At 49.6% G+C, this 26,193-nt stretch carries 24 protein-coding genes; 13 read left to right on the plus strand and 11 right to left on the minus strand.

The window, feature by feature from the left end; all coding sequences use genetic code 11:
• Positions 1 to 425: 425 nt before the first annotated feature.
• The 5 genes from AC0L4K_RS02900 to AC0L4K_RS02920 all read left to right on the plus strand — a co-directional run bounded on the left by AC0L4K_RS02900 (position 426) and on the right by AC0L4K_RS02920 (position 8,850).
• Positions 426 to 1,301 (plus strand): PhnD/SsuA/transferrin family substrate-binding protein, encoded by an 876-nt coding sequence (locus AC0L4K_RS02900; RefSeq protein ID WP_417224647.1) that lies wholly within the window; start codon positions 426 to 428, stop codon positions 1,299 to 1,301.
• A gap of 20 nt (positions 1,302 to 1,321) precedes the next feature.
• Complete coding sequence (locus tag AC0L4K_RS02905; RefSeq protein ID WP_473268110.1) at positions 1,322 to 3,775, plus strand: EAL domain-containing protein; 2,454 nt, start codon at positions 1,322 to 1,324, stop codon at positions 3,773 to 3,775.
• A 222-nt stretch (positions 3,776 to 3,997) separates the two neighbouring features.
• On the plus strand, positions 3,998 to 4,657 hold the full coding sequence (locus AC0L4K_RS02910) for a TetR/AcrR family transcriptional regulator (RefSeq protein ID WP_417224644.1): 660 nt from the start codon (positions 3,998 to 4,000) through the stop codon (positions 4,655 to 4,657).
• 2 nt (positions 4,658 to 4,659) lie between these two features.
• On the plus strand, positions 4,660 to 5,760 hold the full coding sequence (locus AC0L4K_RS02915) for an efflux RND transporter periplasmic adaptor subunit (protein WP_473268112.1): 1,101 nt from the start codon (positions 4,660 to 4,662) through the stop codon (positions 5,758 to 5,760).
• A 3-nt stretch (positions 5,761 to 5,763) separates the two neighbouring features.
• Positions 5,764 to 8,850 carry an efflux RND transporter permease subunit gene (locus tag AC0L4K_RS02920; RefSeq protein ID WP_473268114.1) on the plus strand — a complete coding sequence of 1,029 codons (3,087 nt, stop codon included), beginning with the start codon at positions 5,764 to 5,766 and terminating at the stop codon, positions 8,848 to 8,850.
• A 76-nt stretch (positions 8,851 to 8,926) separates the two neighbouring features.
• On the opposite strand, the gene nfsA is transcribed toward AC0L4K_RS02920, so the two are convergent.
• From nfsA to AC0L4K_RS02940, 4 genes are read right to left on the minus strand one after another with little or no spacing between them, the layout of a single operon-like run.
• Positions 8,927 to 9,664 carry an oxygen-insensitive NADPH nitroreductase gene (gene nfsA / locus AC0L4K_RS02925; protein ID WP_473268116.1) on the minus strand — a complete coding sequence of 246 codons (738 nt, stop codon included), beginning with the start codon at positions 9,662 to 9,664 and terminating at the stop codon, positions 8,927 to 8,929.
• A gap of 3 nt (positions 9,665 to 9,667) precedes the next feature.
• Positions 9,668 to 10,270, minus strand: coding sequence for an alpha-ketoglutarate-dependent dioxygenase AlkB family protein (locus AC0L4K_RS02930; protein WP_473268117.1), 603 nt, complete (start codon positions 10,268 to 10,270; stop codon positions 9,668 to 9,670).
• Positions 10,267 to 11,151, minus strand: a complete 885-nt coding sequence (locus AC0L4K_RS02935) for a ribose-phosphate pyrophosphokinase (RefSeq protein ID WP_473268118.1) — start codon at positions 11,149 to 11,151, stop codon at positions 10,267 to 10,269. The genes AC0L4K_RS02930 and AC0L4K_RS02935 overlap by 4 nt, the downstream gene beginning before the upstream one ends.
• Positions 11,132 to 12,676: a thymidine phosphorylase family protein gene (locus AC0L4K_RS02940; protein ID WP_417224634.1), complete on the minus strand. Its 1,545-nt coding sequence runs from the start codon at positions 12,674 to 12,676 to the stop codon at positions 11,132 to 11,134. Before AC0L4K_RS02940 ends, AC0L4K_RS02935 begins: the two co-directional genes overlap by 20 nt.
• A gap of 216 nt (positions 12,677 to 12,892) precedes the next feature.
• Here AC0L4K_RS02940 and purU point away from each other — a divergent pair, with 216 nt between their 5' ends.
• From purU to AC0L4K_RS02965, 5 genes are all read left to right on the plus strand, one after another.
• Positions 12,893 to 13,747 carry a formyltetrahydrofolate deformylase gene (purU, locus tag AC0L4K_RS02945; RefSeq protein WP_417224632.1) on the plus strand — a complete coding sequence of 285 codons (855 nt, stop codon included), beginning with the start codon at positions 12,893 to 12,895 and terminating at the stop codon, positions 13,745 to 13,747.
• A 171-nt stretch (positions 13,748 to 13,918) separates the two neighbouring features.
• Positions 13,919 to 14,326: a CBS domain-containing protein gene (locus AC0L4K_RS02950; RefSeq protein ID WP_417224631.1), complete on the plus strand. Its 408-nt coding sequence runs from the start codon at positions 13,919 to 13,921 to the stop codon at positions 14,324 to 14,326.
• Between the two features lie 143 nt (positions 14,327 to 14,469).
• Entirely contained in the window at positions 14,470 to 15,378 is a 909-nt protein-coding gene (locus AC0L4K_RS02955; RefSeq protein ID WP_473268120.1) for a DnaT-like ssDNA-binding domain-containing protein, read from the plus strand.
• Positions 15,296 to 16,099 carry a replication protein P gene (locus AC0L4K_RS02960; protein WP_417224628.1) on the plus strand — a complete coding sequence of 268 codons (804 nt, stop codon included), beginning with the start codon at positions 15,296 to 15,298 and terminating at the stop codon, positions 16,097 to 16,099. Before AC0L4K_RS02955 ends, AC0L4K_RS02960 begins: the two co-directional genes overlap by 83 nt.
• Before the next feature lie 232 nt (positions 16,100 to 16,331).
• Entirely contained in the window at positions 16,332 to 16,721 is a 390-nt protein-coding gene (locus AC0L4K_RS02965; protein WP_473268121.1) for a VOC family protein, read from the plus strand.
• A 113-nt stretch (positions 16,722 to 16,834) separates the two neighbouring features.
• On the opposite strand, the gene AC0L4K_RS02970 is transcribed toward AC0L4K_RS02965, so the two are convergent.
• Positions 16,835 to 17,905, minus strand: coding sequence for a DUF3549 family protein (locus AC0L4K_RS02970; protein ID WP_473268122.1), 1,071 nt, complete (start codon positions 17,903 to 17,905; stop codon positions 16,835 to 16,837).
• Positions 17,906 to 18,140: 235 nt separating this feature from the next.
• A complete protein-coding gene (locus AC0L4K_RS02975; RefSeq protein WP_473268123.1) occupies positions 18,141 to 19,493 on the minus strand; it encodes a class II 3-deoxy-7-phosphoheptulonate synthase in 1,353 nt (450 codons plus the stop codon).
• Positions 19,494 to 19,883: 390 nt separating this feature from the next.
• Between AC0L4K_RS02975 and AC0L4K_RS02980 the strand changes: the two genes are divergently transcribed.
• Positions 19,884 to 20,264, plus strand: coding sequence for a carboxymuconolactone decarboxylase family protein (locus AC0L4K_RS02980; protein WP_473268124.1), 381 nt, complete (start codon positions 19,884 to 19,886; stop codon positions 20,262 to 20,264).
• Here AC0L4K_RS02980 and AC0L4K_RS02985 read toward each other — a convergent pair.
• The 4 genes from AC0L4K_RS02985 to AC0L4K_RS03000 form a co-directional block, all read right to left on the minus strand.
• A complete protein-coding gene (locus AC0L4K_RS02985; protein ID WP_473268126.1) occupies positions 20,261 to 20,779 on the minus strand; it encodes a DUF6942 family protein in 519 nt (172 codons plus the stop codon). The genes AC0L4K_RS02980 and AC0L4K_RS02985 overlap by 4 nt on opposite strands.
• The gene (locus tag AC0L4K_RS02990; RefSeq protein WP_473268128.1) at positions 20,779 to 21,693 is read right to left on the minus strand and encodes a LysR family transcriptional regulator; all 915 of its coding nucleotides are present in this window, start codon (positions 21,691 to 21,693) and stop codon (positions 20,779 to 20,781) included. Before AC0L4K_RS02990 ends, AC0L4K_RS02985 begins: the two co-directional genes overlap by 1 nt.
• A 149-nt stretch (positions 21,694 to 21,842) precedes the next feature.
• Complete coding sequence (gene argF / locus AC0L4K_RS02995; RefSeq protein WP_473268130.1) at positions 21,843 to 22,757, minus strand: ornithine carbamoyltransferase; 915 nt, start codon at positions 22,755 to 22,757, stop codon at positions 21,843 to 21,845.
• A gap of 42 nt (positions 22,758 to 22,799) precedes the next feature.
• Positions 22,800 to 23,984 (minus strand): aspartate aminotransferase family protein, encoded by a 1,185-nt coding sequence (locus tag AC0L4K_RS03000; RefSeq protein WP_417224616.1) that lies wholly within the window; start codon positions 23,982 to 23,984, stop codon positions 22,800 to 22,802.
• Positions 23,985 to 24,312: 328 nt separating this feature from the next.
• Between AC0L4K_RS03000 and grxD the strand changes: the two genes are divergently transcribed.
• Both grxD and AC0L4K_RS03010 read left to right on the plus strand, forming a co-directional pair.
• Positions 24,313 to 24,648, plus strand: coding sequence for a Grx4 family monothiol glutaredoxin (gene grxD, locus AC0L4K_RS03005; RefSeq protein ID WP_417224614.1), 336 nt, complete (start codon positions 24,313 to 24,315; stop codon positions 24,646 to 24,648).
• A gap of 206 nt (positions 24,649 to 24,854) precedes the next feature.
• Positions 24,855 to 25,457, plus strand: a complete 603-nt coding sequence (locus tag AC0L4K_RS03010; protein WP_417224612.1) for a peroxiredoxin — start codon at positions 24,855 to 24,857, stop codon at positions 25,455 to 25,457.
• 107 nt (positions 25,458 to 25,564) lie between these two features.
• Here AC0L4K_RS03010 and rnt read toward each other — a convergent pair whose 3' ends face one another.
• Entirely contained in the window at positions 25,565 to 26,185 is a 621-nt protein-coding gene (gene rnt, locus AC0L4K_RS03015) for a ribonuclease T (protein ID WP_473269200.1), read from the minus strand.
• Positions 26,186 to 26,193: the final 8 nt, after the last annotated feature.

Genomic DNA, 26,193 nt, shown 5'->3' on the forward strand with positions numbered 1-26,193 from the left:
CGTTAATACACCATTTTAAGTAGTAAGTTTTGTCGCGCGCTAGCTGACGATAGAATATCTCGATAAGTTCGCTTAACCATTTTATTTTGATCTATTAACGCTTTGTTTTTTATCTGTTTTTAAATAAAAAGACGGTCTGGTATCGCTTACTCGGTTGAGTTTTTGGCGTGTTGCACTTGGCTATTAGGCAACAGATTTCTCTTAATAAGAAGGTCTTAGGCCTCTGCTGGCTCATGACTGGCGTGGCGGGTGTAGAAATAAAAACATATGGTATAGGCAGAAGGGGAATATCAGTGCTGCTGATAAGGGACGCAAATTGCATTTGCACTGTATTGACCTAAGTTTAAGTTGTTCTCTCATTTTCATCGTTTATTCAGTGTCATTGTGGTGCAGGTATAGGGAGCTTTAATCTGAACAGGTGCGAGATGAATATATCCCAACGGACTATTTTTAAGTGTTTGAGTTTCGCCCTGTTGCTTGGGCCATTCTGCTGGGCCACACCGGCCTCTGCTGAGATCAAATTGAGTTTCGGTGTTTATACTGCAGATAAACCCACGGTTGTAGTAAAGACATTCAAGCCATTGCTTAAGTTGTTGGAACGCTCTGTGGCGAAGACGCTCGGTGAGCCGGTGAAAATTAAACTGCAAGTCGCCAGCACCTATGCCGGTGGTATTGATGATATCAGTACGGGAAAAGTTGATTTTTCGCGTCTAGGTCCTGCCTCCTATATCAAGGCCAAGAGTTTACAACCCGATATTCACATTCTTGCGCTCGAAGCTAAAAACGGGCAAAAGCTTTTTCGTGGCGTGATCGCGGTGGCGGAAAATAGCTCGATCAAAGATGTCGCCGATCTAAAAGGCAAGCGTTTTGCTTTTGGTGATGAACGCTCCACCATTGGTCGCTATCTGGTGCAGTTGTATCTCTTTGAAAAACAGTTACAGGCGGCTGATCTTGCGTACTATGAGTATCTCGGGCGGCACGATAAAGTCGGTGCGGCGGTCGCCTCCGGGCAATTCGATGCGGGAGCGTTGAAACAAAGTACCTATAAGCGTCTAGTCGATAACGGTGCGGCATTGCGGGTTTTAGCCACCTTTCATAATGTGACTAAACCCTGGATAGCACGCGCGGGCCTTGATGAGCGAATAGTGTCTGCGCTTAAAGCGAGCTTACTTGAGATCTCAGATCCTATGGCGCTCGAAGCGCTACAAAAAGATGGTTTTGTTGATGGAAATGATACCGATTATGCGATTATAAGGAGAGCTATTGACCAAAATCCACGTTTTTTTAATCAGTCTTACTGACCTGCGAATGGGCTGTTAGCATGGGCTTTTTAGAGGCTAAGTCTCAGCAGGAGGCTGTTGCCACTCAGCAAAGGTTGCTGCCTCAAGGGATGTCGGAGAAAGTTGCTATCTTTCTTAAACGGCCGCCGTTATGGATCAAAATTATGTTGTCGCTGTTGCTGACATTGATCTTGGTGGTATTGGCGGTTGGTGAGCTTATGCGTCTACAGCTTCAAGCAGACTATTCGGCAAGCTTGCGCAGCACCAGCGAGGACACCTTTCTATTGCTGACTGCCGCGGCGCTCGAACCAGTGATTAGCGAAGATATTCCACAGCTGCGTAGTATCGTCAATGAAACCGCTCGATTACAGCCGGACATCCATGCTATCCGAGTCGTGAATGAAGAGGGGGTTTTGCTGGCTTCATCCTCTCGTGATGAAGACAAAGTGAGGCATCACCTCGTGAGCTTCTCCAAAGAGCTAATCTTTGAGTCTGAGTTGTTTGGAGTGTTGTCAATTGACTGGAGCACCGAACGCCTCGATAACGAGGTGATACATCATATTAATATGATGCGTTACTGGGTGATTGCGTCATTACTCACATTAACCCTGATTATTCTGGTGTTGATCCATTTCTTTGCTGTTCGCCCGATCGGTAAAATTCATCAACACCTGCTAGCCCTCAATCGAGGTAATTTAAAAAGCCGTATCGATATCCATTGTTCACGCGAACTGTCGCTGCTGAGTAATGCGGTCAATAACCTTGCGGATGCGTTGGCGATGCAGAAACTGCGGGAAGCGGAGCTTGAGTCAGCTCGGCGAGAGTTATTCGAAGCCAAAGAGATTGCCGAAATTACCCTACACTCCATCGGCGATGGTGTCATTTCGACCGATGTTGATGGCAATGTGCAGTACCTCAACCCGATCAGTGAACGATTAACCGGGTGGCGTACCGACGAAGCCCGTGGCCAGCCGATTGAAAAGGTGTTTAACCTTATTGATGAGATCACTCGTAACGCCTTGCCCTGTATTATCCGTCGCTGTTTAGAAGGCACTGAGACCGTTTCGTCTGAGAGCCATCCGTTGCTCATTGGCAGGAACGGGCTGGAGTCCGCAATTGATAATGCCGGTTCTCCTATTCGCAGCCGCAGTGGTGAGGTTATCGGTGCGGTGATGGTCTTCCATGATGTGACCGCATCCCGAAATATGACCCGTGAACTGCAATATCAAGCCGCTCACGATAGTCTGACCGATCTGATCAACCGAAAAGAGTTTGATCGACAACTGTTTCAGTATCGGGAAGACCTGCGTCACAAGGATCAGCGGCATACGCTGTTATATATCGATCTTGATCAATTTAAAATTGTGAATGACACCTGTGGTCATGCGGCTGGGGATGCGCTGTTACAGCAGTTGTCGCAGCTTATCGGCAACGAGCTTCGTCGAGGAGATATTTTTGCTCGGCTTGGCGGCGATGAATTCGGAATCTTGCTCAACGAGTGTCCGCTGTCGTTCGGTATCGAGATTGCGGAATCGATCCGTCGATCGGTCGAGCGCTTCAGGTTTGTTTGGAATGATATTGGTTTTTCTATCGGATCGAGTATTGGCATAGTGGCGATCACTTCGACATCGGCCGATGCTGCGCGCCTGCTTGAGCAAGCAGATGAAGCCTGCTATTCGGCGAAGGAACTCGGTCGAAACCGATATCATGTGTACACCGCTAAAGATGACCAGGTGATCGGTCGCCAAGGTGAGATGAACTGGCTCGGTAAAGTAAATGCGGCGCTCGCAGAAGACCGCTTGGTGCTATATCAGCAAACTATTTTACCGTTGCAACAGGGAGGTTGTAGTGAAAACCATATTGAAATCTTGGTTCGTTTGGTTGAACCCGATGGTAGCTTGGTGCTCCCCTGCGCCTTTATTCCCGCTGCCGAGCGCTATGGGCTGATGCCTAAGGTTGATCACTGGGTTGTGAGCCACACGATGGATTGGTTTAGGCGGAATCCAGAAAAAATGAAGGCGTTGGTGCTGTGCAATATCAATCTATCGGGTAAATCGTTGTCGGATGATGCGTTGCTTAGCTACATCGAAGCGCAGCTTGATTCGCCCGAAATTGATGCCAGTAAGTTCTGTTTTGAACTAACAGAAACCGCGGCCGTATCGAACTTAGCCTTGGCGCTCAACTTTATTCAGCGACTCAAACAGAAGGGATGTCTGTTCGCGTTGGATGATTTTGGTAGTGGCATGTCTTCTTTTGGCTATTTAAAAATTCTACCGGTCGATTATCTAAAAATTGATGGCATGTTTGTCAAAGATATCGTCCACGACAAGACTAGCCGCACCATGGTGGCATCGATCAACGAAGTTGGCCATGTTATGGGCAAGCGTACTATTGCCGAGTTTGTTGAAAACGACGAAATACTCGAACATCTAAGAGAGATGGGCGTCGATTTCGCACAGGGCTACTGCATCTCACGGCCGGCCGCGCTGGAATAAGAGTATTGTGGTCGAGAATTTCTCGGTGATCGCTTTGAGTGTCAGCGCGTTGTTTGGTTTTAATATTCCCTTTTCGTTCCTATCTTTAATTTCGATTCCCTCGTTGTTTAGGGCTGTTTTTAGCCGTAAAACATAAACAATAAAAGCCTAATGTCATGCCTATTATATTTTGTGACTATCGGTCATAATCTGACTATTAGTTCTTATGGGTGTGTAAATCGTATGAATGATCGTAAAGCGAGAGAGTTTGCGCGCCGTGAACAGGATATTCTCGATGCGACGCTGGCGTTATTATTGGGTGAACAATGGGAAACCCTCAGCGTCGATAAAATTGCGCGGCATACGGGGATTGGTAAAGGCACCGTTTACAAGCATTTTGGCTGTAAAGATGATATTTACGCCCGGTTATTATTGGATAATTACCAGCGCATATTGATGCACTTTCAACAGATAGCGGCGGATAAAAGCTTAACCGGAGTGCAACAGGTGCGTCGTATGCTGATATACGCATTTGAGCATCATCGGGATAATATTGCTGAGCAACGCATGCATGTGCACTTTATTCAGAATGCGTTTCGTGAACGTCTTAGTGGTACTTATCAACAGCAACTCATAGAGAATGAGCAACACTTTACCGCAGCCTTTGGCCAAGCGATCCAGCAAGGCATTGCCGAGGGCGATGTTAATCCGGATATGCCACTCGATGTGATGATGGCGGGTATGAAAGCGACGTTTGAAGGCGCCATGATTATGCTACAAGAAGATAGCGGTTGTTATCAGTCGTTGATACAGACCAGAGAACAACAAAACACCTATATGAACCATGTGGTTGATTACATGATCGCCGCCCTTATCCGTCAGCCAATCGGTGAGCAGAAATGAAGATGAATAAATCAGTCTTAATGGCCGTTATTGTTGCTATCGTGATTGCTGTGTGGATGGCATCGGGTATGCAAAAAGAGGCAGAGCCTGCGCCACAAGCGCCATCAGACCAAGATAAGTCGCTAATGAAAGTTAAAGTTGAACATTCGAGCGCGAATCGAGTGCAACAGTTCGTTTTGGTGCAAGGGCATGTCGAGGCGAATCGATCTATCGATATCAAAGTAGAGGTTGATGGCCGTGTTGCGGCACTGATGGTCGATGAGGGGCAACGTGTGAAGGCCGGGGATCAGCTGATGCAATTATCGGCTGATTATCGTACCGCGCAGTTGGCCGAAGCTAAGGCTGTGTTAGCCCAGCGCAAAAGTGATTTGGCCGCCAGCCGTCAGTTGAAAACCCGCGGCTTACAATCCGAGAGTAAACTGTTTGCCGATGAAGCGGCGGTGCAGGCAGCCGAAGCGCAGCTGGCAAAAGCACGTTATGAGTCACAGGGTACACGCATTGAAGCGCCTTTTGCTGGGGTGCTAAATAAGCGTATGGTTGAACTCGGTGACTATATGAAAGTCGGTGATGTACTGGGCGAGTTGGTTGACGATGGCACGGTTAAAGTGACCGCTCAAGTGCCGCAGCACAGCGTCGGGCGCTTGGTCGAAAGTCAGAGGGTTCAGGTTGTTCTGAGTAATGGCCAGGAGATGACCGGTAGATTAAGTTTTATTGCCCCGGTTGCCGATGCGGTTACCCGCAGTTACCGGGTTGAAGTACAGATTCCGAATCCGTCGCACCAGCGTATTATTGGTTTGTCGGCAAGCCTGCAACTGCCTGCTGGTGAAGCGCTCGGCCACCTTTTACCCGGTTCGGTTCTAGGATTAGATGCTGCAGGTAATCTGCAAGTAAAGTTGGTTGATGACAATAATCGGGTCGTTACCGTGCCGGTCGAGATTATCCGCACCGATACGGAGGGATTCTGGCTGAGCGGCTTAGATAATGAGGTGCGCATTATCACCATCGGGCAAGATTTTGTTGCCGTTGGGGAAGAGGTTGAACCGGTAAGCGATACTGAATTGGCGCCGGCATCCGCCAATGACGCGCCGCTGCAGGAGGGTTGATCGATGATTGCAGCCTTGATTGCCGTGGCGATAGACCGTAGCCGCACCACGATTCTTATTCTGCTGTTTTTTCTTATTGGCGGGATGGCCGCGTTCCAGAGCATCCCTAAAGAAGCCGAGCCCGATGTGGCGATTCCCATTATTTATGTCTCTATTGGTTATGAAGGTATTTCGCCGGATGATGCGGTGCGCTTGTTGGTGCGGCCGATGGAGAAAGAGCTGAAATCGATCGAGGGCATTAAAGAGATGCGTTCGATCGGCTCCGAAGGGCATGCATCCGTTACCCTTGAGTTTGATGCCGGGTTCGATAGTGACACCGCACTGCAGGATGTGCGTGAAAAAGTCGATATTGCCAAGGGTAAGTTACCTTCCGGTGCCGACGAACCGCAAATTCATGAGGTTAACGTCGCGCTGTTTCCGGTGTTGAATATTGCTATTTCGGGTCCCGTTTCCGAGCGCCTAAAACTTAAAGTCGCTAAAGATCTGAAAGATGAAATTGAAGGGATTGCGGGGGTGCTTGAAGTTGATATCGGCGGCGAGCGTGAAGAGTTAATGGAGATCCTGATTGAGCCGCAATTACTCGAAAGCTATCAACTGAACTTTGAAACGGTGCTGAACGTTGTGGCTCAGAATAACCAGTTGGTCGCGGCGGGTGCGGTTGATACGGGCAGTGGGCGGCAAGTATTGAAGGTGCCTGGGGTGGTCTCCGATTTGGACGATATGCTCAATATGCCGATAAAGTCTGACGCTGGCACCGTTGTGACGGTTGGCGATGTGGCCACTATCCGTAAAACCTATAAAGACCCTGAAGGCTTTGCTCGCGTGGGTGGCGGTGATGCTATGGTGCTGGAAGTTAAGAAAAAAGTTGGCGCCAATATTATCGAAACAATCGAATCAGTGCAGGCGATTGTGGCAGAGCGGAGCCAGTTTTGGCCGCAGGGTTTACAGTATTCCTATATTTTGGATCAATCCACTCAGACACGCACTATGCTGAGAGATCTGATGAATAATGTCTTAAGTGGCATTGTGTTGGTTATGATCGTGGTCTTAGCGGTGATGGGATTGCGCACCTCATTGCTGGTGGGCTTGGCGATTCCAGGCTCTTTTCTGGCCAGTATGATGGTGCTGAATCTAATCGGTTTCACGCTTAATATCGTGGTGTTATTCAGCCTGATTTTAGTGGTTGGTATGTTGGTCGATGGCGCTATTGTCGTTGCTGAACTGGCCGAACGCCGCATGAGTCAGGGGCTGAGTGCTCGAGAGTCTTTTCGTTATGCGGCATCACGGATGGCGTGGCCGGTAATTGCCGGGACGGCGACCACACTGGTGGTATTTATGCCGTTGATGTTTTGGCCGGGGGTGATCGGTGAGTTTATGAAATACTTACCGGCAACGGTGGTGGTGTGTCTCACGGCATCTCTGTTTATGGCATTGATTTTTCTTCCGGTGCTAGGCGCCATCAGTGTGCGTAAACAAACGGGCACCATTGGTAGTGATGAATACGAACTGCCGCAAACCCCCGTGAACCGAGCTTATACACGATTGATGGCTAAGTTGCTGCACTATCCAATTACGGTGCTACTGGTGGTCTTGATGGCGCTCGGCAGCAGCTATGCCGCCTATGGCGTGTTTGGCAAAGGGGTGGAGTTTTTCCCCGATGTTGAGCCTGAAATGGTGTTGATTAATTTACATGCGCGGGGCGATTTATCCATCTATGAAAAAGATGCACTGTTAAAGCAGGTCGAAGCCCGAGTGATGGATGTTCCCGGTCTTAAGTCGATTTATGCCCGCAGCTTCAATCAAGCCTCTAATGATACCGCTGAAGATGTTATTGGGGTGATTCAGTTTCAGTTAGATGATTGGGACACGCGGCCAAAAGCCGCCGAGATTCTGGCCCTGCTACATAAGCGAACAGCGGACCTACCGGGTATTAAAGTCGAAACCCGCAAAGCAGAAAGTGGCCCGAATTCAGGTAAGCCGATTAAGCTGTTGGTCAGTGGTTATGACAGCGAAGTACTCTATCAAACGGTCGCGGATATTCGTCAGATGATGACAGAGATGGGCGGCTTTTCCGGGGCAGAAGATGACCGACCATTGCCGGGGATTGAGTGGCGGATTCTCGTTGATCGGGAGGAAGCCGGTCGTTATGGTGCCAGCATTGCCCTCGTTGGGCAGGCGGTTCGTTTGATCACCAACGGTATTAAAGTCACGGATTATCGTCCCGACACCTCTGACGATGAGGTGGATATTATGATCCGTTTCCCCGAGGATAAACGCAATATTGATCAGTTGAGGCAGATGCAGCTGAGCACCAGCTTTGGCATGGTGCCAATGTCTAACTTTATTGAACTTGAGCCCGCGCCGAAAACGGGGATGTTGAAACGGGTCGATAGTCGCCGAGTGATTACTATTCAGGCGGATGCGCAAGATGGCTATCTGGTTAATGATTTGGTGGTCGCGATGCAAAAGCGTTTCGCGCAGCATACCTTTGACCCTCAGGTGCGTTTAACCTTTAAAGGTGAAGATGAACAGCAGAAAGAGACCGGTGACTTTTTGATCAGCGCGTTTGGCACCGCACTGTTTTTGATGGCTTTGATACTGGTTACTCAGTTCAACAGTTTATACCAAGCGGGATTAGTGTTGTCGGCTATCGTTTTTTCTACCGCCGGGGTGTTGATCGGTTTGATGGTGGCGGGGCAAACATTTGGGATTGTTATGGTGGGTGTAGGTATCATCGCTTTAGCCGGTATTGTTGTGAATAATAATATCGTGCTGATCGACTGTTATAACGATCTGCGTAAGCAGGGGCGGTCTCCCTATGATGCGGCGTTACAAACCGGTAGTTTGCGTTTACGCCCGGTAATGCTGACAGCGATCACCACGGTGCTCGGTTTGCTACCGATGGTGTTGTCGATGAATATCGACCTGCTGAATCGGGATATCAGTTTTGGTGCGCCATCAACCCAGTGGTGGACCCAGCTCGCCAGTGCGATTGCCGGTGGGCTGTCGTTTGCTACCATACTGACGTTGTTCTTAACACCTTGTTTGCTGGTGTTAGGTGAGCGAAGGCTGTTTAAAAAGCGAGAATAGACACGTGCTGTGAGCTAATGAGCGGCACAGTCGTACTTACCGACTGGCCGCTTTAGCGAAGTTTTTTACGCCGTGATTATTTCAGCAAAAAGCCTTTTTCTTTCAGGAATGCGAGCATGTGTGGCCGTGCTTCTTTAACGAGCATGCCGGACATCTGTTCGCTCCACGTCATCTCTTTATTGCCACCGGTGCGGGTTTGGTAATATTCGCGCACTGATTTGTCGTAATCGGCGATGGTTTCCTGATTACCGTTGTTGTTATAGCTATCTTGTTTGAGCACAACTTCAACCGGCAGGCGTGGTTTAACCTCTGGATCCTGATCAGGATAACCGAGGCAGAGGCCAAACACAGGATAAACCAGTTCAGGCAGGTCGAGCAGCTCTGCAACGCGGGCGATCTGGTTGCGGATACCGCCAATATAGACGATGCCGAGACCAAGAGATTCCGCTGCAACGGTCACGTTTTGCGCGAATAGGCCAACATCAACGGTGGCGGTAATAAACTGCTCGGTGAAGCCTGAGTTGATTTCGGCATCATTCATCTCGCAAGCCAGTTTCAGTCGCTGCATATCGGCACAAAAAACCAGAAAAACCGGAGCTTGACCGACATAGGCCTGACCGCCAGAGCATTCCACTAGTTGGTTGCGCTTGTCCTGATCATTGACCTGAATAACCGTGCAGGCCTGAATGAAGCTGGACGTGGCAGCCGCTTGTCCGGCCTGTATCAGCGTATTCAAAGTGTCCTGTGGAATAGGCTGATCGGTAAATTTACGGATTGATCGGTGACTGTTTAATAGTTCGATAACGGCGTTCATCGGTTATTCCATTTGGGTATCGGTGGTGAAGGTCTGCCGGAAGGTTAAGTTGATACGCCCCTCCAGCTGCCGACTGGTTTTTGGCACACTGTGATGCCAGTAATGTTGTAACTGACCTGACATTATCAGCAGAGAGCCGCTATTGAGCAAGTGTTCTTGTCGGGCAATATTTTTATCATAACGGTGGCGCAGCAGAAAACGGCGGGACTGCCCTAAGCTCAAGGAGGCGATCACCGGATTTTTGCCAAGTTCGGGTTCGTCGTCGCTATGCCAGCCCATACTGTCTTGGCCGTTACGATAATAATTAATCAGCACGGTATTAAAGGGCTGCTGGCTAAGTGCTTCGATGCGCCCTTTGATAGCTGCTATCAGCGGGTGCCAGGGTTCTGCTTGTAGTGACAGGCCCGAGTAACGGTAATGTATGCCCGGCTCGCCTTGAAAACACTGCAGCCGCGGAATGCTAACAGCGCGGCCAAACATACGGATTTCGGGTTGCTGCCAATGTAGTTCTTTCAGTAGCGATTGATAGAGCCGTTGAGCCGCATCAGGGGCGATAAATGCTGACTCGAAGTGTAGCTCTCCCTGTGGCAGGCGCGTTTTACTCATGCCTGCAGCAGTTCCTGGGTTGCCCGCGCAATGGCTGATGCGATTTCAATCTGGTTGCTGGGATGGGGGATCGTGCGGCTGGTGATAACCTCAGCAACTGCTTGCAGTTCGGCATAGGCATCGGCGGCAAAGATCCCATGCACGGCAATACAGGTGGTGCGAGGCATTCCCGCGTGCTCGAGATGGTTGATGGTTTCCAGCATGGTACGGCCGCTGGAGATGATGTCATCGACTAACACCGGCGTATGCAGACGCCAACGCTCAACCTCCGGGAGGGTTACTTCCACGTCATAGTCGCCGCGGCGAATTTTATGGAGAACCTGAAAGGGGGCGTTAGCCAGCTCGGCCACCTGAGAAACCCACTGTTCGCTTTCGCTATCGGGACCGATGAGTAGGGGTTTAGGGATATGGGTTTTAATCCAATCGGCGATGAGCGGCGCAGCATGCACCACTCGAGAGGGGATGCTGTAGATCTCATCTAACGAGTCGTAACGGTGTAGATGAGGGTCGACGGTAACCATAAAGTCGAGGGAGTCCGAGATCAATTTGGCAAATGGCCGTGAACTGACACATTCACCGGCATGAAACTGCTTATCTTGCCGCATATAGGCCAGATACGGGGTAATCAAGCCAACTTTTAGCGCGCCCATTTGCCGCAGTGTATAACTCAGCAGTAGTAGCCTGAGTATCTTACTGTCCGGCTGATAGAGGTTGCAGAAGATTACGATGTTATGGTCTTGGCAATCGGTGAGCACCCGTAGGTAACTTTCATCATCGGGAAAGCGACGTAGCTCTATCTTACCGAGCTGTGCATCGAGGGCTTGGCACAGTTGGGCTGCGAGTGCCGGATCGGATTCTAAGTTAATCAGAATGGTTTTCAATGATGCTCTCCTCGGTGTTTAGTCTGATGATGTCAGGGTGGCTTTCCAGATATTCGACGGCATAGTTAAGTTCGCCGGAGCTTTCCGCATGGATGGTTAACAAGGGGTCATGGATATGCACCTGCTGACCGACTTTGACATGGATCTCTAAGCCTGCGGTTAAGTCGACAGGTGCCCCAGCTAATTTGGCGACCTGTGCCAGACGGCGATTGTCCACTTGAGAGACGATACCCTGTTTATCCGCCATGAGTTTAAATAGGTAGGGCGCTTCACCGGGTTGCTTCATACCGCCCTGAGCCATACAGATGGCGGTAAATTTTTTCCATGCAGCACCACTTTCTAGCACCGTACTAGCTTTGGCAACGCCACAGCCGGGTTTTTCTACCCCGGCCATTTCTAACATAGTGCCGGCCATTGTGAGGGCTCTTTGCTTTAGGTCTTGGGGAGCATCAGCCGCGTTTTGTAACACCGCAATCACATCTTTTGCTTCGAGGGCCGGGCCAATACCGTTGCCTACCGGTTGGCTGCCATCGGTGTATAAAATTTTAATATAAATCCCCAGTTGCTCACCTACTTTCATAAAAGAGGCGGCCAGTTTATCGGCAGCTTTTTGTGAGCGCACTTTGGCGGTAGGGCCGACCGGAATATCGATTAAAACATGGGTGGCGCCGGCGGCGATTTTCTTCGACAGCACCGAAGCGATCAGTTGCCCTTCGCTATCAATATCGAGGGCGCGTTCGACCTGAATTAAAATGTCATCCGATGGGCTTAGGCGGACTGATCCACCCCAGGCGAGACAGGCACCTTCTTGTTTCACCACCTGTTTCATCTGTTCGAGTGACAGACTCACTTCGGTCATGGTTTCCATAGTGTCAGCGGTACCCGCGGGAGAGGTAATAGCCCGGGATGAGGTTTTCGGCATGGTCAGGCCGCTGGCTGCTAGAATCGAGACTACGATTGGCGTGGTGCGATTGCCCGGTAAGCCGCCAACACAATGTTTATCGATCACCATGGGTTGGCCCCAGTCGATGCGGCTACCGGAATCGATCATCGCCCGGGTCAGCGCGGTAATCTCGAGATCATTGAGTTTGTCATCGCCGCAAGCGGTGATAAATGAGGCAATATGCACATCGGCATAACGGCCATCAACGATATCGTTAATGATCTCTTGAAACTGTTGCTTGTTGAGTGTGTGGCCATACACTTTGGCCCGCACATGGGACAACGACTGCACCGGTCTCGGGTGAGAGAGCCAGACATTATCGTCGGCATTGAGTTGCAACCGAAGCCAAGCGGATTCGGAAAAACCGATTTGGCCTCGACGCAGCATTTCGCCGGTAATAATGTTGAGGGTCGCTATGATCTTGCAATGTTCGGTGTGTACTAGTACCCGGGAGAGGGCAGAAAAGCCCTCCGAGCGGCATACCGGGCTGTCGGCTCTTAGATAGATGATGGGTTCTTGACGGGTATCGATACCTAACCTGCGGGCCTGTAGGGTTGTGGCTCGTTCGGGGGTGGAAATCATCGTTGCTTTGCTCCCAATCCAGACGGTAGACGGCTGTCTGGCTGCCAATTTAGCGTGGTCTTTTGTCTTGTTTATAGCAGAGATTCTTCATCTGTGTACATGTCATTGCCACTTTTATTGATCCATCGAAGTGATCTGAGCTAAGACAGGTGGCGCGATATTCGATTGCTGATAGAATGTCGCCTACTTCAAAACTGATAGACAAAGTGGAACATCATGGAACGCAGATTCAGACTGGTATTGGCTTGCCCGGATCGACTGGGTATCGTAGCAATGGTAAGTAATTTTATCTCTAGTCATGGCGGCTCGATTGCCGACGCCAATCAGCATTCTGATAGTTCTACTGGCTGTTTTTTTATGCGGGTGGAAATTGTTACCTCCCGAGGAAGTTTCGACCGTGAACAATTGATCGAACAGTTTACGCCGATTGCTCAGTCCTTTCAGATGCAGTGGGAAATAACTGACGCGTCAATACCTAAAAAAGTGGTATTGATGGCCAGCCGCGACTCCCATTGTCTTGCCGATTTGCTGTATCGCTATCATGAAGGCGAACTGGATTGTGAGATTCCCTGTGTAATTTCCAATCACGATGATCTGCGTAGCATGGTCGAGTGGCATGGCATTCCTTACCACCACGTACCGGTGGATAAAGAGAATAAACAGCCCCATTTTGATCGCGTGCATCAGCTGATTGTGGAGCATGAAGCCGATACCGTTGTGCTGGCCCGTTATATGCAAATTTTGCCAAGCAGCGTATGTGATATTTATCGCCACCGGATTATCAATATACATCACAGTTTCTTGCCTTCTTTTGCCGGAGCGAAACCTTATCATCAAGCCCATGAGCGTGGTGTAAAACTGATCGGTGCTACCTGCCATTACGTGACCGAAGAACTCGATGCCGGGCCTATCATTGATCAGGATGTGGTGCGGGTAAGCCATCGTGACCTGCCAGAAGAGATGGTGCGCTTAGGTAAAGATGTTGAAAAAACCGTGCTATCACGAGGACTGCGCTGGCACTTAGACGATAGAGTCTTGGTGCACGGTAATAAAACCGTTGTCTTCAATTAATACCGAATGGGTCGTTTGCGGCCATCTTTTTGTCTAAAGAATCAATAATCGTCTAATTGATAGACATCGGACAGTGTTTTGTTGTGTTCTCCTGAGCTACTATGAATTTAGTATAAGCGCCGGAGTCACCGGCCTGTTTGACTATTTTGATATCCGGTTGGAGGATTCTTGATGCTGCGATCTGTTAAAGCCAGCGATTACATGGCTGAACAACTCATTACTTTTACTCCCGAAACTGATCTGTTTGAGGCGATAAATCAGTTGTTAGAACACCGGATTACCGGCGCCCCAGTGCTCAATAAAGAGGGCCAGTTGGTGGGGCTTTTGTCCGAGGCTGATTGTTTGAAAGCGATTCTGACACTGACCTACCATGAAGAAGAGATGGGTGGCCGGGTTGGCGATTATATGTCGCCCGAAGTGTTCACCATCGCTCATGATGCCGATATTATTTCGGTGGCAGAAGAGTTTATTACCAACAAAAGACGTCGCTTGCCGGTGCTAAAAAATGGTAAACTGATCGGCCAGATCAGTCGCCGTGATGTCTTACGTGCCGTTGAGCAATTCGCTCAAGATGGCTGATCCGGTTGGTATCAGAGCCGTTGTTTTAGATGTCTATCGCTGTTAGGTGAGAGACTGAGCAACGTTGACGGCAGTGGGCTTTCGCATCGCTGCCGAATAGATCGCTCTGTGGTGTCTCTCTGCGTTAGATTATTGGAATCATTATGAGTTTCCGCTTTCCGGAAAAACCCGTACTGTTTTACCCCTCGCTGGCACGTACGGCAGGCTCTGATGAAGCGATCCTTTTAGCGATTTATCACGATTATATTCAACTGCATGGCTTACCTGATAAAGAGGGTGTGCCATCGGCGGTATTAAGCCGTTCTGAATGGCTGTCATTGGCGGCTTTTTGGGATGAAGAAAAGCTGGCGATGGTCACCAGTAGCTTGGTGTCGCAAGGTTATGTGCAAGCCTCCTTTGGCCATGGACGGGCGATTAAGTTGGCGTTGGTGACCGATAGTGACCAGCCGACTGAGCCGATGGCGACAGGCCATTTTTCCGCACCGTCTGAGGCCCCCGAGGCGGTGATTGTGCAGGAGCTTCCGGTGGTTGAGCAGCCGCCTGAGCGTAATGAGATTAGTCGTCGAGTACAGCAGGCTCAGCCGCGCCGACTCGGCCCAGCGCCAACCTTTGGTGGCAGCATTGGTTGGTCGAAAAGCCGCCAGGTAACCCCGAGCCGTCAGACCACGCCAGAAAATGATTTTGCTAGTCGATTAAATGAGATTGAAGAGAAAAACCAAAAACTACACGCCATGTTTTTGGGCTGGAAACCGTCGCGGACGCTGCTTGATATGTTGCCGCGCCACAGTATCCCCGAGCCTTTTGCTGAGCAGTTGCTAGATGAGTTTATTCTCTATTGGCTGGATAAAGACCGTAAAGAATCTAATTGGGATCAGAAATTCCTTGCTTGGGTTAAGCGGGAATGGATTAATAAACAGACACGAGATGCACGCAAACAGCGGGCAGACGAAGCAAATAAAGGTGTAAACCATGAAAACACCCGCCCAGATAATCGGGAAAAGCGCAAGCGGGTTACCGCAGCCATCATGGACATCAAGGACACCGATTGGTGAGCCCGGTGCGGCAGCTGAATCAACGGTAATCAATAACGACACTAAAACCCTAATCAATATGCTGTTTGCTCGCTTTATGGCGATTTACGGGCATAAGTTTAAAAGTTGTTTTGAGACTCAGGATGAGATCCGCATCGCCAAGCGTGAGTGGGCGCTGAGCATGCAAGGTTACAGCGAGGCGGAACTGGTGTCGGCGATCAATCGCTGCAAAGAGACATTGGCGTGGATGCCGACTATTTCAGAATTTATTACTATTCTGAACGAGCAGAGCGGTGATTTTGGTTTGCCGCCAGCGAAAATAGCCTACGAAGAGGTCTGCCGTTATGCGGATCATCCTACCCAGCATGACTGGACCCATATAGCGCTCTATCATGCGGGTAAAGCCACCGGTTGGTTCCGCTTACGCTGCGAAACAGAAGATCGAGTCTATCCTGATTTCCGTTATAACTATCAGGTGATCTGCCGTCGGGTACGTGCCGGTGAAGACCTGAGTGTTGAGGTGCCGGTGGCGCTGGAAGATAAAAGCGATAACACCTTGGTGGCCTTTATTCAGCGCTGGGGTGAAGAGCAAAATCTCAGCCCTGAAAAAGCCAGCACCTTGTTGTTCTACCTTACTAAGCCTGCCGGAACGGATGTGCGTGAACGCTTCCGTGAGGCTAGTCAGCAACGGGCGGAAAGCTGGGGGCTGACGGTCAAGCTACCGGATGACTATCAGTCGTAGTCGCTTTTAGCGTTTTTTATAGATCAATTTTTAGCCCTCTACTCAGAGGGCTTTTGTTATCCACTGTGCTCGTTTGTCTTATCCATCTATTTTATTTATTAGCCGTACTGAGATAATTGGGCTTGGGGTTAACTGTTTGGGCTATGCTGCTTTATCCAGATGATTTCAAGCTAGACAAACTCAATGGAATGAAGCACATTCTACTCTTCCTCTAATAAAAAAGGTTTTAGTTATGTTTAGCCATGTAATGCTGGGTGCCAATGATATTGAAAAGTCTAAAACTTTTTATGATGCGGTTCTGGGTGAACTAGGGTATGAAGCGGGTGTGTTAGATCCCCACGGACGTTATTTTTATTTCAGTGATACGGGTATTTTTGCACTGACTAAACCGATCAATGGTGAACCTGCCTTTCATGGTAATGGCACGACGACGGGCTTCGCTGCTAGTTCACCAGCAGTGATCGATGCTTGGCATGCTGCAGGAGTAGCCGCCGGTGGTGAGACCTGTGAAGAGCCTCCCGGTGTTCGTGTGAGCGGTACTCGGAAATTGTATCTAGCCTACTTGCGTGATCCCTCCGGTAATAAGATCTGCGCTGCTCATTTTATGTCTGAAGGTAAATAACCGCATAGTGATAGCCGGTATCAAAGGGCGAGCGATGTGCTCCCCATTGATGCCGGTTTTTTTATGCCTGGTTTTTGACGGAGTTTTTTTAACACAACGCCTTAGTTCGGCTGTTAGAGAAAACCGTCGCCAAACATCCCGCCAATTGCTCGGCTCAGGGCATCGCTGCGTTCCGGTGAACGGAACTGCTGCAGTGAGAGCGCTCGCAGCGTCGGTATAAACATCAGATCTGCCATGACGCGATTAAAACAGGCTTGTCCGGCGTTATTCTCGGCGAGGGTTGCTAAAAACAGTTGCAGCAGCTGTGGATATTGCAGGCTGGCCCAGCAGCGACTCGCCAATGCCGCGATTACTTCGGCTTCACGGCCGTAATGACTGGTCAATACCTGGCTGAGTACGGCTACTTTTTGTTCGCACTCGGGGGTCTGTGAAATAGCCCGTATCAACGCCCCAATTTGATTGGCTGAGGCTTTCGCTTCAGCGACGTTGTCTGCTAGACGTTGACGGATAGCGGTGCTTAATGCCTCACCAGGCTGGATATGCTCGATAAAGGTACAGGCCGCTTCCAGAGGAACGTCGGGCAGTTGTGAGAATATTTCGGCTAATTTCTGTTCATTGTTATCCTCTTGGTGACGGATAACATAGTCGGCAATACCTTGATAGCCAAGGGTGTCCCAGCTGTTCAGATCGGCTTGGCCATGAAAATATTGCTTAGCCGCGGTATAAAAGGATGATGCTGGCTGTCGTGTTATCTGTTTAGCGGTGGCATGAAAGGCCGCCATTTTCTCTTGGTCTGGGGTGAAGCTAAAAGGGTTATCTTTTAGTGCATCACGATATTCAGTGGCATCGGTGGGTTGGTCTAATGGCCCCTTGCCCATGCTATTGCTGAGGTTCTGTAGCAAGCGATGAAGAAAGTCATCCCGTGCTGCTTGCACTAAGAAGCCCTGCTCGTCTAAAGGTAGTTTGAGAAACCAAACAACATTTTCCTCGGCGTGTTTAGGGTTCCACATCAATATGGCGACCCAGGCTTGATGCAGAAAAGGGCTGGGGTAGGGAATCTGTCCCATCTCAACTTTGCGAAAGCTATCGGGGGATAGTTTGCTAATGCAACGGCCCATATCGAGAATGCGGAACTGTGCTTCAGTTTGCCGGATAAAGTCGGTCAGTGTTTCAAAGTGTGCCATTCTGCTGCCTGTGCCTGATAAGGTGAAAACGCCGGCTATTTTAACAGCGTGGACAGGACAGATACAGCGACGGTTGTTATCAATAGGGATTATCAATCGTTAGCTATTGGGCTTATAAAAGCAGTCGTTCACAGAACTGTTTTGGCGTAGGAGGCTTATTAGTGCAAACAAAGAGTTTAACGGAGGAAGGCGTCGGCGCAATGGGGGGCCATTGCGCCGTAATAGGCAAAGCGGATTAACGCTTGCGTGCTTGCTTCAGGGTATCAGCAATCAAGAAGGCGAGTTCTAGTGCTTGATCGGCATTCAAGCGTGGATCGCAGTGGGTGTGGTAGCGATCGGCCAAGCCCTCTTCAGTGATCTGGTAAGCACCGCCAACACACTCGGTAACATTTTGACCGGTCATTTCAAAGTGAACTCCGCCGGCATAGGTGCCTTCGGCGCGGTGTACTTCGAAGAAACCTTTCACTTCTTTCAGAATGCTACTCACGCTGCGAGTCTTGTAACCGCTGCTGGCTTTAACGGTATTGCCATGCATGGGGTCAGAACTCCAAACTACATTGCGGCCTTCTTCTTTAACTTTACGTGCCAGTGGCGGCAGCATCTCGGTGATGTTGTCGGCACCCATGCGGCTAATCAGGGTCAATCGGCCCGGCAAGTTGTTCGGGTTGAGGGCGTCAATCAACTGGATCAGTTCATCGGGTTTCATGCTTGGGCCGACCTTAACACCGATCGGGTTTTCTACGCCGCGCAGAAACTCAATATGTGCGCCGTCGAGTTGCCGGGTACGGTCGCCGATCCAGAGCATATGGGCCGAACAGTCATACCAACGGTTAGTCAGGCTGTCTTGGCGGGTGAGTGCCTGTTCATAATTGAGCAACAGCGCCTCATGAGAGGTATAAACGGAGGTTTCTTTCAGCTGTGGAACATTATTGCTGCTGATGCCGCAGGCCTGCATAAATGCCAGAGTATCGTCGATCTGATTGGACAGATGTTGATATTTTTCTCGCAGCGGGCTTTTTTGTACAAAGCCGAGGTTCCATTGATGCACTTTGTGCAGGTCGGCAAAGCCACCCTGAGCGAAGGCGCGCATCAGGTTAAGGGTCGAAGTCGACTGATGATAGGCACGGATGAGTCGCTGTGGGTCGGGTTGTCGTGCAGCGGCATCAAAGGCAATATCATTGATAATATCGCCGCGGTAGCTTGGCAGTTCAATCCCGCCAACGGTTTCGGTGCCAGCAGAGCGAGGCTTAGCATATTGTCCGGCAATTCGGGCTACTTTGACGACAGGGCAGCTACCGGCGAAGGTCATTACCACCGCCATCTGTAGTAGCACCTGAAAGGTATTACGGATGTTGGTCGCACTGAATTCAGCAAAGCTCTCAGCACAGTCGCCACCCTGCAGGAGAAAGGCTTTACCTTCGGCAACGTCGCCCAGTTGTTGATGCAGTGAACGTACTTCACCGGCGAATACCAGCGGTGGCATCTGTGCCAGTTCTGCTTCTACCTGTTTGACCGCATCACTGTCCTGATATTCAGGCTGTTGCAGAATGGGTTTGCTTTTCCAGCTTTCTGGAGACCAGTTATCCATCAAAAAAATACCGAGTTGAAAGGAGACTATTTAAGGGGCTTTTATAGGGCCTTAGTTTAGCGCTGTTCGCCTTTTCAGGTAAGGGCTGAACGGATAAATTACAGGCTTTTAGCCTGTCGATACCGCTGTTAGGCAGAAAAACCGGGCATCAGCCGCAGCGTACTTAATACTCTTCTCTGTTTTGTGTTGTCTATCGCTGTCATTTTGCTGACAAGCTGAGCTCAAATGGCCCTTGGTGAGCAGTTGTGGTGCGGTTATGGAGGTGTCTAGGCGGGGGTAAAGGTAGATTGGCAGAATTGATATTGATGGGGCCGCGGGTTATTTTTACGGCCTGTCGCCGGTGAATTTAATCGGCTAAATGCGCTACAACACTAAAATAAGTGAGAAATTATGTCTGAACAGGATAAGCAGAATGGCTTGAAAGTGCGCACCGAAGTGATGGGGGAAACTTTTGTTGCCCGGGCGCAGGCCAATACCACCCCCTTGACTGAGCCGTTGCAGGAGTGGATTAACGAGCATGCTTGGGGGTCTACTTGGCAGCGGCAAGGCTTGCCTCGTTCGACCCGGAGTCTGGTGACCATTGCGATGTTAGCGGCCTTGAAAGCGCCCGCTGAAATGAAGGGACATGTGCGAGGTGCACTCAATAATGGCTGTACGCCTGAAGAGATTCAGGAGGTGTTGCTTCATTCAATAGTCTATTGTGGCGCACCGGCGGCACAGGAAGCTTTTCGAGCAGCGCAAGAGGTATTGGATGAGTGGCAGAACAGCTAGCGGCTAAATGCTTTTATGAGTGGTTTTAGTTGATCAATGAGTTGATTCGGAAACTGCCGGTAATCAGGGTAGGGGGTAAGAATAATATTGTCCCGCTGGAATAGCCGGCTGTTGTCGTCGAGAGCGATAAACTGTTGTGGATCAAACCCAAGCCGCTGCCAGTTGGCTTTGCCGGCGACAATATGTAGGCGCTGCGGGTTTTGGCTGTGTTCGAGTAGCTGCTCAGAGAAGCAGATCGCTTCGTGTTGTTGTAATAGCTGTTGATCTCGGTATTCGCGCCAGTGTGTATCGGATGATTGCAGCTTGGCCAGAATGATTAGGATTTTCCGCCAATGGTTGCCGTTTAAGGAGCATAGCCGATCGTAATCGAGCGGCTGTTGTGGGTCGATTAACGGTGGTGTTGGCAGATAGAGAAGGGTGGTTGCACTATCTGTGTTGCCGAGCGCTTGGCCCGTGAGAGGAGCGCTGGACAGTATCTTGTCTGACTTGGTAAGGGGGTCGAAGGCGGCACTCATCAGGCTGACTTAATACCGCTTAGGTTACGGAAGGTGATCTCTTTGGCGGTGTTTAGAAAGTCGACCATAAAGTCGGCATCTTTCTGATCATCGCGAATCGCCGCATAGAGAGTACACCAGACCCCTTTTTCGCCGAGCGGGCGAGAGGTGATGTATTCCTGTTCAATGTACTGATGAATGGCCCAGTTAGGCAGTGCAGAGACACCTCGACCACTGGCCACCAGTTGCATAATCATCACGGTGAGCTCTGAGGTGCGCACCTCTAAGGGGTCGACGCCAGCGGGGTCGAGGAAATGTTTAAACACATCCAAACGGTGTTGTTCGACCGGGTAGGTGATGAGCGTTTGCTGTTCTAAATCCTGCGGTTGAATAACTTTGCGGGCCACCAGTTGGTGTTGTTTGCTCATCGCCAGCACCGATTCATAAGTGAACAGTGGGATATAGGCGATACCATTGCGTTCTTCTGGGGCGGCGGTGATTACTAGATCAATATCCCCCCGCGCCAGTGCCGGTAACGGCTGAAAGCTAAAGCCTGTGGTTAGGTCCATTTCAACTTCGGGCCAGTTTTGGCGGAAATGATCGATGGTGGGCATCAGCCAATCAAAGCAGCTGTGGCATTCAATGCAGATATTAAGCCGCCCGGCTTCACCGCCAGCTAAGCGGGCGATATCCCGTTCGGCGTTGCGAATCATCGGCAGTACTTCTTCTGCTAGAGTGAGGATACGCTGGCCGGCGCTGGTAAAACAGATCGGTTTAGTTTTGCGAATAAACAGCGAGCAATCTAAACGGTCTTCAAGGTCTTTAATCTGATGTGAAAGTGCGGACTGTGTCAGATGGATACGTTCGGCAGCTTCAACCAGACTGCCCGCATCCCTCAGTGCAGAAAGGGTTTTCAGGTGTCGAAGTTCGATCATGCTGGCAGGCCTCAGAGTTTATGGTGTGAGTCAGAGTATAGTATGAATTCCACTCATGCGGGATCTTTGAATACGATAAGGCTCGCCCAAAGGCGAGCCTAGTAATACTAGAGGCTTGATGAAGCGGCCGGTATGACCGGCTTTGATGGTTATTTGGCTGGCTTAATCAGCAAAAATTCCAGCAGCGCTTTCTGCGCATGCAGACGGTTTTCTGCTTCGTCAAAGACCACGGAACGTGGATCATCCATCATCTCACCGCTAACCTCTTCACCCCGGTGGGCGGGGAGGCAGTGCATGAAAATGGCATCGGGTTCGGCCAGGTCCATCAGCTCAGTGGTGACCTGAAAGCCTTTGAATTCGCGTTCCCGTTGTTTCTGTTCTTCTTCTTGACCCATTGAAGCCCAAACGTCAGTCACCACCAGATGGCTACCATTAACGGCTTCTTCTGGGGTGCGGAAGATACTTACCCGGTCGCTGTTAGCGGCAACCAGTTCAGGATTTGGATCAAACCCTTCAGGGCAGGCGATCTGCAGTTTAAAGTCGAACTGGCGGGCGGCATTGATATATGAATGACACATATTGTTGCCATCGCCGATCCAACTGACGGTCTTGCCTTTAATTTCGCCTCGGTGTTCAAGGAATGTCTGCATATCGGCTAGCAACTGACATGGATGGTAATCATCGGTCAGTGCATTGATCACAGGCACGCGAGAGTTGGCGGCAAAATTGGTCACAATTTCGTGCTCAAAAGTACGAATCATCACCACATCACACATACTGGAGATGACGCGTGCGCTGTCCTCAATCGGTTCACCGCGACCCAGTTGGGTATCTCGTGATGAAAGGAATAGGGCGTGGCCTCCTAACTGAGCCATCCCTGCTTCAAATGAAACCCGGGTGCGGGTGGATGATTTTTCAAAAATCATCGCCATCACTTGGTTGGACAGCGGCTCGTAAATTTCGCCGTTGTTACGAATCTGTTTTAGTTCAGTGGCGCGACGAATCAGCTTATTCAGTTCTTCGGGCGTCAGATCCAATAGGGTGAGAAAGTGTCTTGTCGTCATAATTTAGAAAGCCCGCCCAAGCAGGCTTTTGCTCAATGTCAGTTATTCGTCAGCCATATAGACTTTGATAATACGGGATACGGTGTTAACCAGTAGTTCCGCTTCGGTGTCGCTCATGATGAGTGGTGGCAGCATGCGTACGACTTTACCACCACCGGTTACGTTGAGCAGCACCCCTTTTACTTTACAGAGTACGGCAAGTTCCGTACCGGCTTCGGTCAACTCAATCGCTAATAGTAAGCCTTGATGGCGGATTTCTTTGACATAGGAAGCATCACCGAGTTGCTCACGAAAGCCAGCGGCGATTTTGTCGCCTAGTTCAGCGGCGCGTTGATCCAGTTTTTCGCTGGTAATCGTGTTTACAACGGCCAGTGCGGCTGCGCAGCAGAGTGGGTTACCACCATAGGTTGAGCCATGGTTACCCGGAACAAAGACTTCCGCTGCTTTACCGCGAGCCAGACAGGCGCCAATAGGAACGCCATTGCCTAGTCCTTTAGCGGTGGTGACAACATCAGGCAGGATGCCTTTTTGCTGGTAAGCAAAGTAGGTCCCGGAGCGACCATTACCGGTTTGTACTTCATCCAGCATTAGTAATAGATCGTTAGCGTCGCAGATATCACGTAGCTGTTTGAGGTAATCATCGGCCGGAATGATGATGCCGCCTTCGCCTTGAATCGGTTCAACCAGAATGGCAACCACATTGCTATTGTTGGTGATAATGTTTTTAACTGCTTCAACATCGTTATATGGAGCACGTACAAAACCACTCACTAGGGGTTCGAAGCCCGCTTGAGCAGAGCGATTGCCGGTGGCACTGAGAGTGGCCATGGTACGGCCGTGGAATGAACCTTCAAAGACGATCGTTGTTGGCGTGTCGATGCCTTTCGAGTGACCGTATTTGCGGGCAATCTTAATCGCTGCTTCATTCGCTTCGGCACCAGAGTTGCCGAAAAAGACGTTGTCCATTCCGGAAATTTGGGTCAACCGTTCAGCAAGACGTTCCTGATGAGTGATGGTGTACAGGTTGGATGTATGAATCAGCTGGCTGGCCTGCTCACAAATGGCGGTTGTTACCGCTGGGTGGGCATGGCCAAGGCCGCAGACAGCAATACCGCTGAGGGCGTCCAGATATTTATTGCCATCTGTATCAAACAGCCAGCAGCCCTGTCCGTGATCAAATGCAACGGAAAGGCGCGTGTAAGTATTCATAACGGGCTGTGTAGACATTTAAGTCCCTCTATTAGTCCCTCTATACAATGCAAACCTATGTTCGCTTGTATCGGGCCGCCGAACGGAAAAACCAGCCATTCTATTTACTTGCCTTAGAATAAGCAAGATAGGCGGCTGAAGTTGCTGTTACTTGAGATTGAATGTAGTCGACCCCATATAGTTTTGCATGCAGTTTTTCTAATCAGCGTTTATGATATCGGCGAGCACTGTGTTGATTATTTTTGCGCTATACCTGAGTAAATTGATCGGGTTTATGCTAGGATTTCTTCATCCAATATTGATTAATGCCAGACATCTGGCGACCAGTTAAAGCATAGGTAAGTTTATGAGCGTTGTAGATACGATTAAAGAGCAACTTGAATCCAACGATATCCTTTTATACATGAAGGGTACTCCACGTTTTCCACAGTGTGGATTTTCCTCCCGCGCGTCTGAAGCGATCATGTCTTGTGGTGCTCGTTTTGCATTTGTAAATATTCTGGAAAGTCCTGAAATCCGTGCCGAGCTGCCTAAATATGCCAACTGGCCAACCTTTCCACAACTGTGGATTAAAGGTGAGCTGATCGGCGGTTGTGACATCATTGCTGAAATGGCGGCTAATGGTGAGCTGAAAGAGTTGATCGATTCTGTTGCTTCTGAAGATGATGCAGCAGCAAGTTAAGCCCGTTTGATGATGGAGAGCGGCGTCGTTGATGCCGTTCCTGATTTTACGAGGGTTTGATAGATACAGTTTATCGTTAGCATAGTTGTCTTTTATTAGTGTTCTTATGCGACAGGCACTAAGCTGTTCTACTTAAAATTTTCACGTTATGTAAACCTTTAGTTTGCATAATTGTTTTGCACATTATTTAACAATGGAGATATAAAATGGGCGTATTAGTAGGTAAGCAAGCTCCGGATTTCACCGCTGCAGCGGTACTGGGTAACGGTGACATTGTTGATGCATTCACGCTGTCTGAAGCCATTAAAGGTAAGAAAGCGGTAGTTTTCTTTTACCCACTGGATTTCACATTTGTTTGCCCGTCTGAGCTGCTGGCTTTTGATCACCGCATCGAAGAGTTTACTAAGCGTAATGTTGAAGTAATTGGTGTTTCTATCGATTCTCACTTCTCTCATAACGCATGGCGTAACACCCCTGTTGATCAGGGTGGTATCGGTCCTGTTAAGTACACACTGGTTGCTGATATGACTCACAGCATCTGTCAGTCTTACGATGTTGAATCTGAAGGCGGCATGGCTTTCCGTGGTTCTTTCCTGATCGACGAAGATGGTCTGGTACGTCACCAGGTTGTTAACGATCTGCCACTGGGTCGTAACGTTGATGAGATGCTGCGTATGGTTGATGCTTTGGCATTCCACCAGAAAAACGGTGAAGTTTGCCCAGCAGGCTGGACTGAAGGCGACAAAGGTATGGATGCATCACCAGCAGGTGTTGCTGCATATCTGAGCGAAAATGCTGACGCTCTATAATCGTTAGCACTCAGTACTAAAATAAAAAAACGCGCCTTCGGGCGCGTTTTTTGATGAGGCGGTTTTATTTGTTGGTATAAGACAGGTAAAACCGTTTTATACAGTAGTTATTCGAAGCGGGATTCGGCCATCTGCCAGCCGCCAAGGTCTTTCCAGCGATTGACGATTGTGCAGAATAACTCGGCTGTTTTCATTGTGTCGTACAGCGCAGAGTGAGCTTGCTTACCATCAAAATCGATATCCGCCAGCTCACAGGATTTAGCGAGTACGGTGTGACCAAATGCCAGGCCCGCAAGGGTCGCGGTGTCAAAGGTTGAAAACGGGTGGAACGGGTTGCGTTTGATATCACAGCGTTCGGCGGCGGCGGTGACAAAGCCGTGATCGAAAGAGGCGTTGTGGCCGACCAGAATAGCTCGTTTGCAGTTATGGGATTTGACCGATTTGCGAATCGGCTTGAAAATTTTCTCCATCGCTTCGGCTTCGGCGATGGCGCCACGTAACGGGTTGAACGGGTCTATACCAGTAAAGTCCAGTGCAGACTGTTCTAAGTTGGCACCTTCAAATGGCTCAACATTATATTCGTAGCTCTGGTCGATCATGATATTGCCATCATCATCCATCGTGAGGGTGACGGCTGCAATCTCTAATAAAGCATCGGTTTGTGAATTAAATCCGGCAGTTTCCACATCGATAACAACAGGCAGGTAGCCGCGGAAACGATTCGACATTGGGTGCT

This window comes from Amphritea sp. GJ51-11, assembly GCF_055808735.1.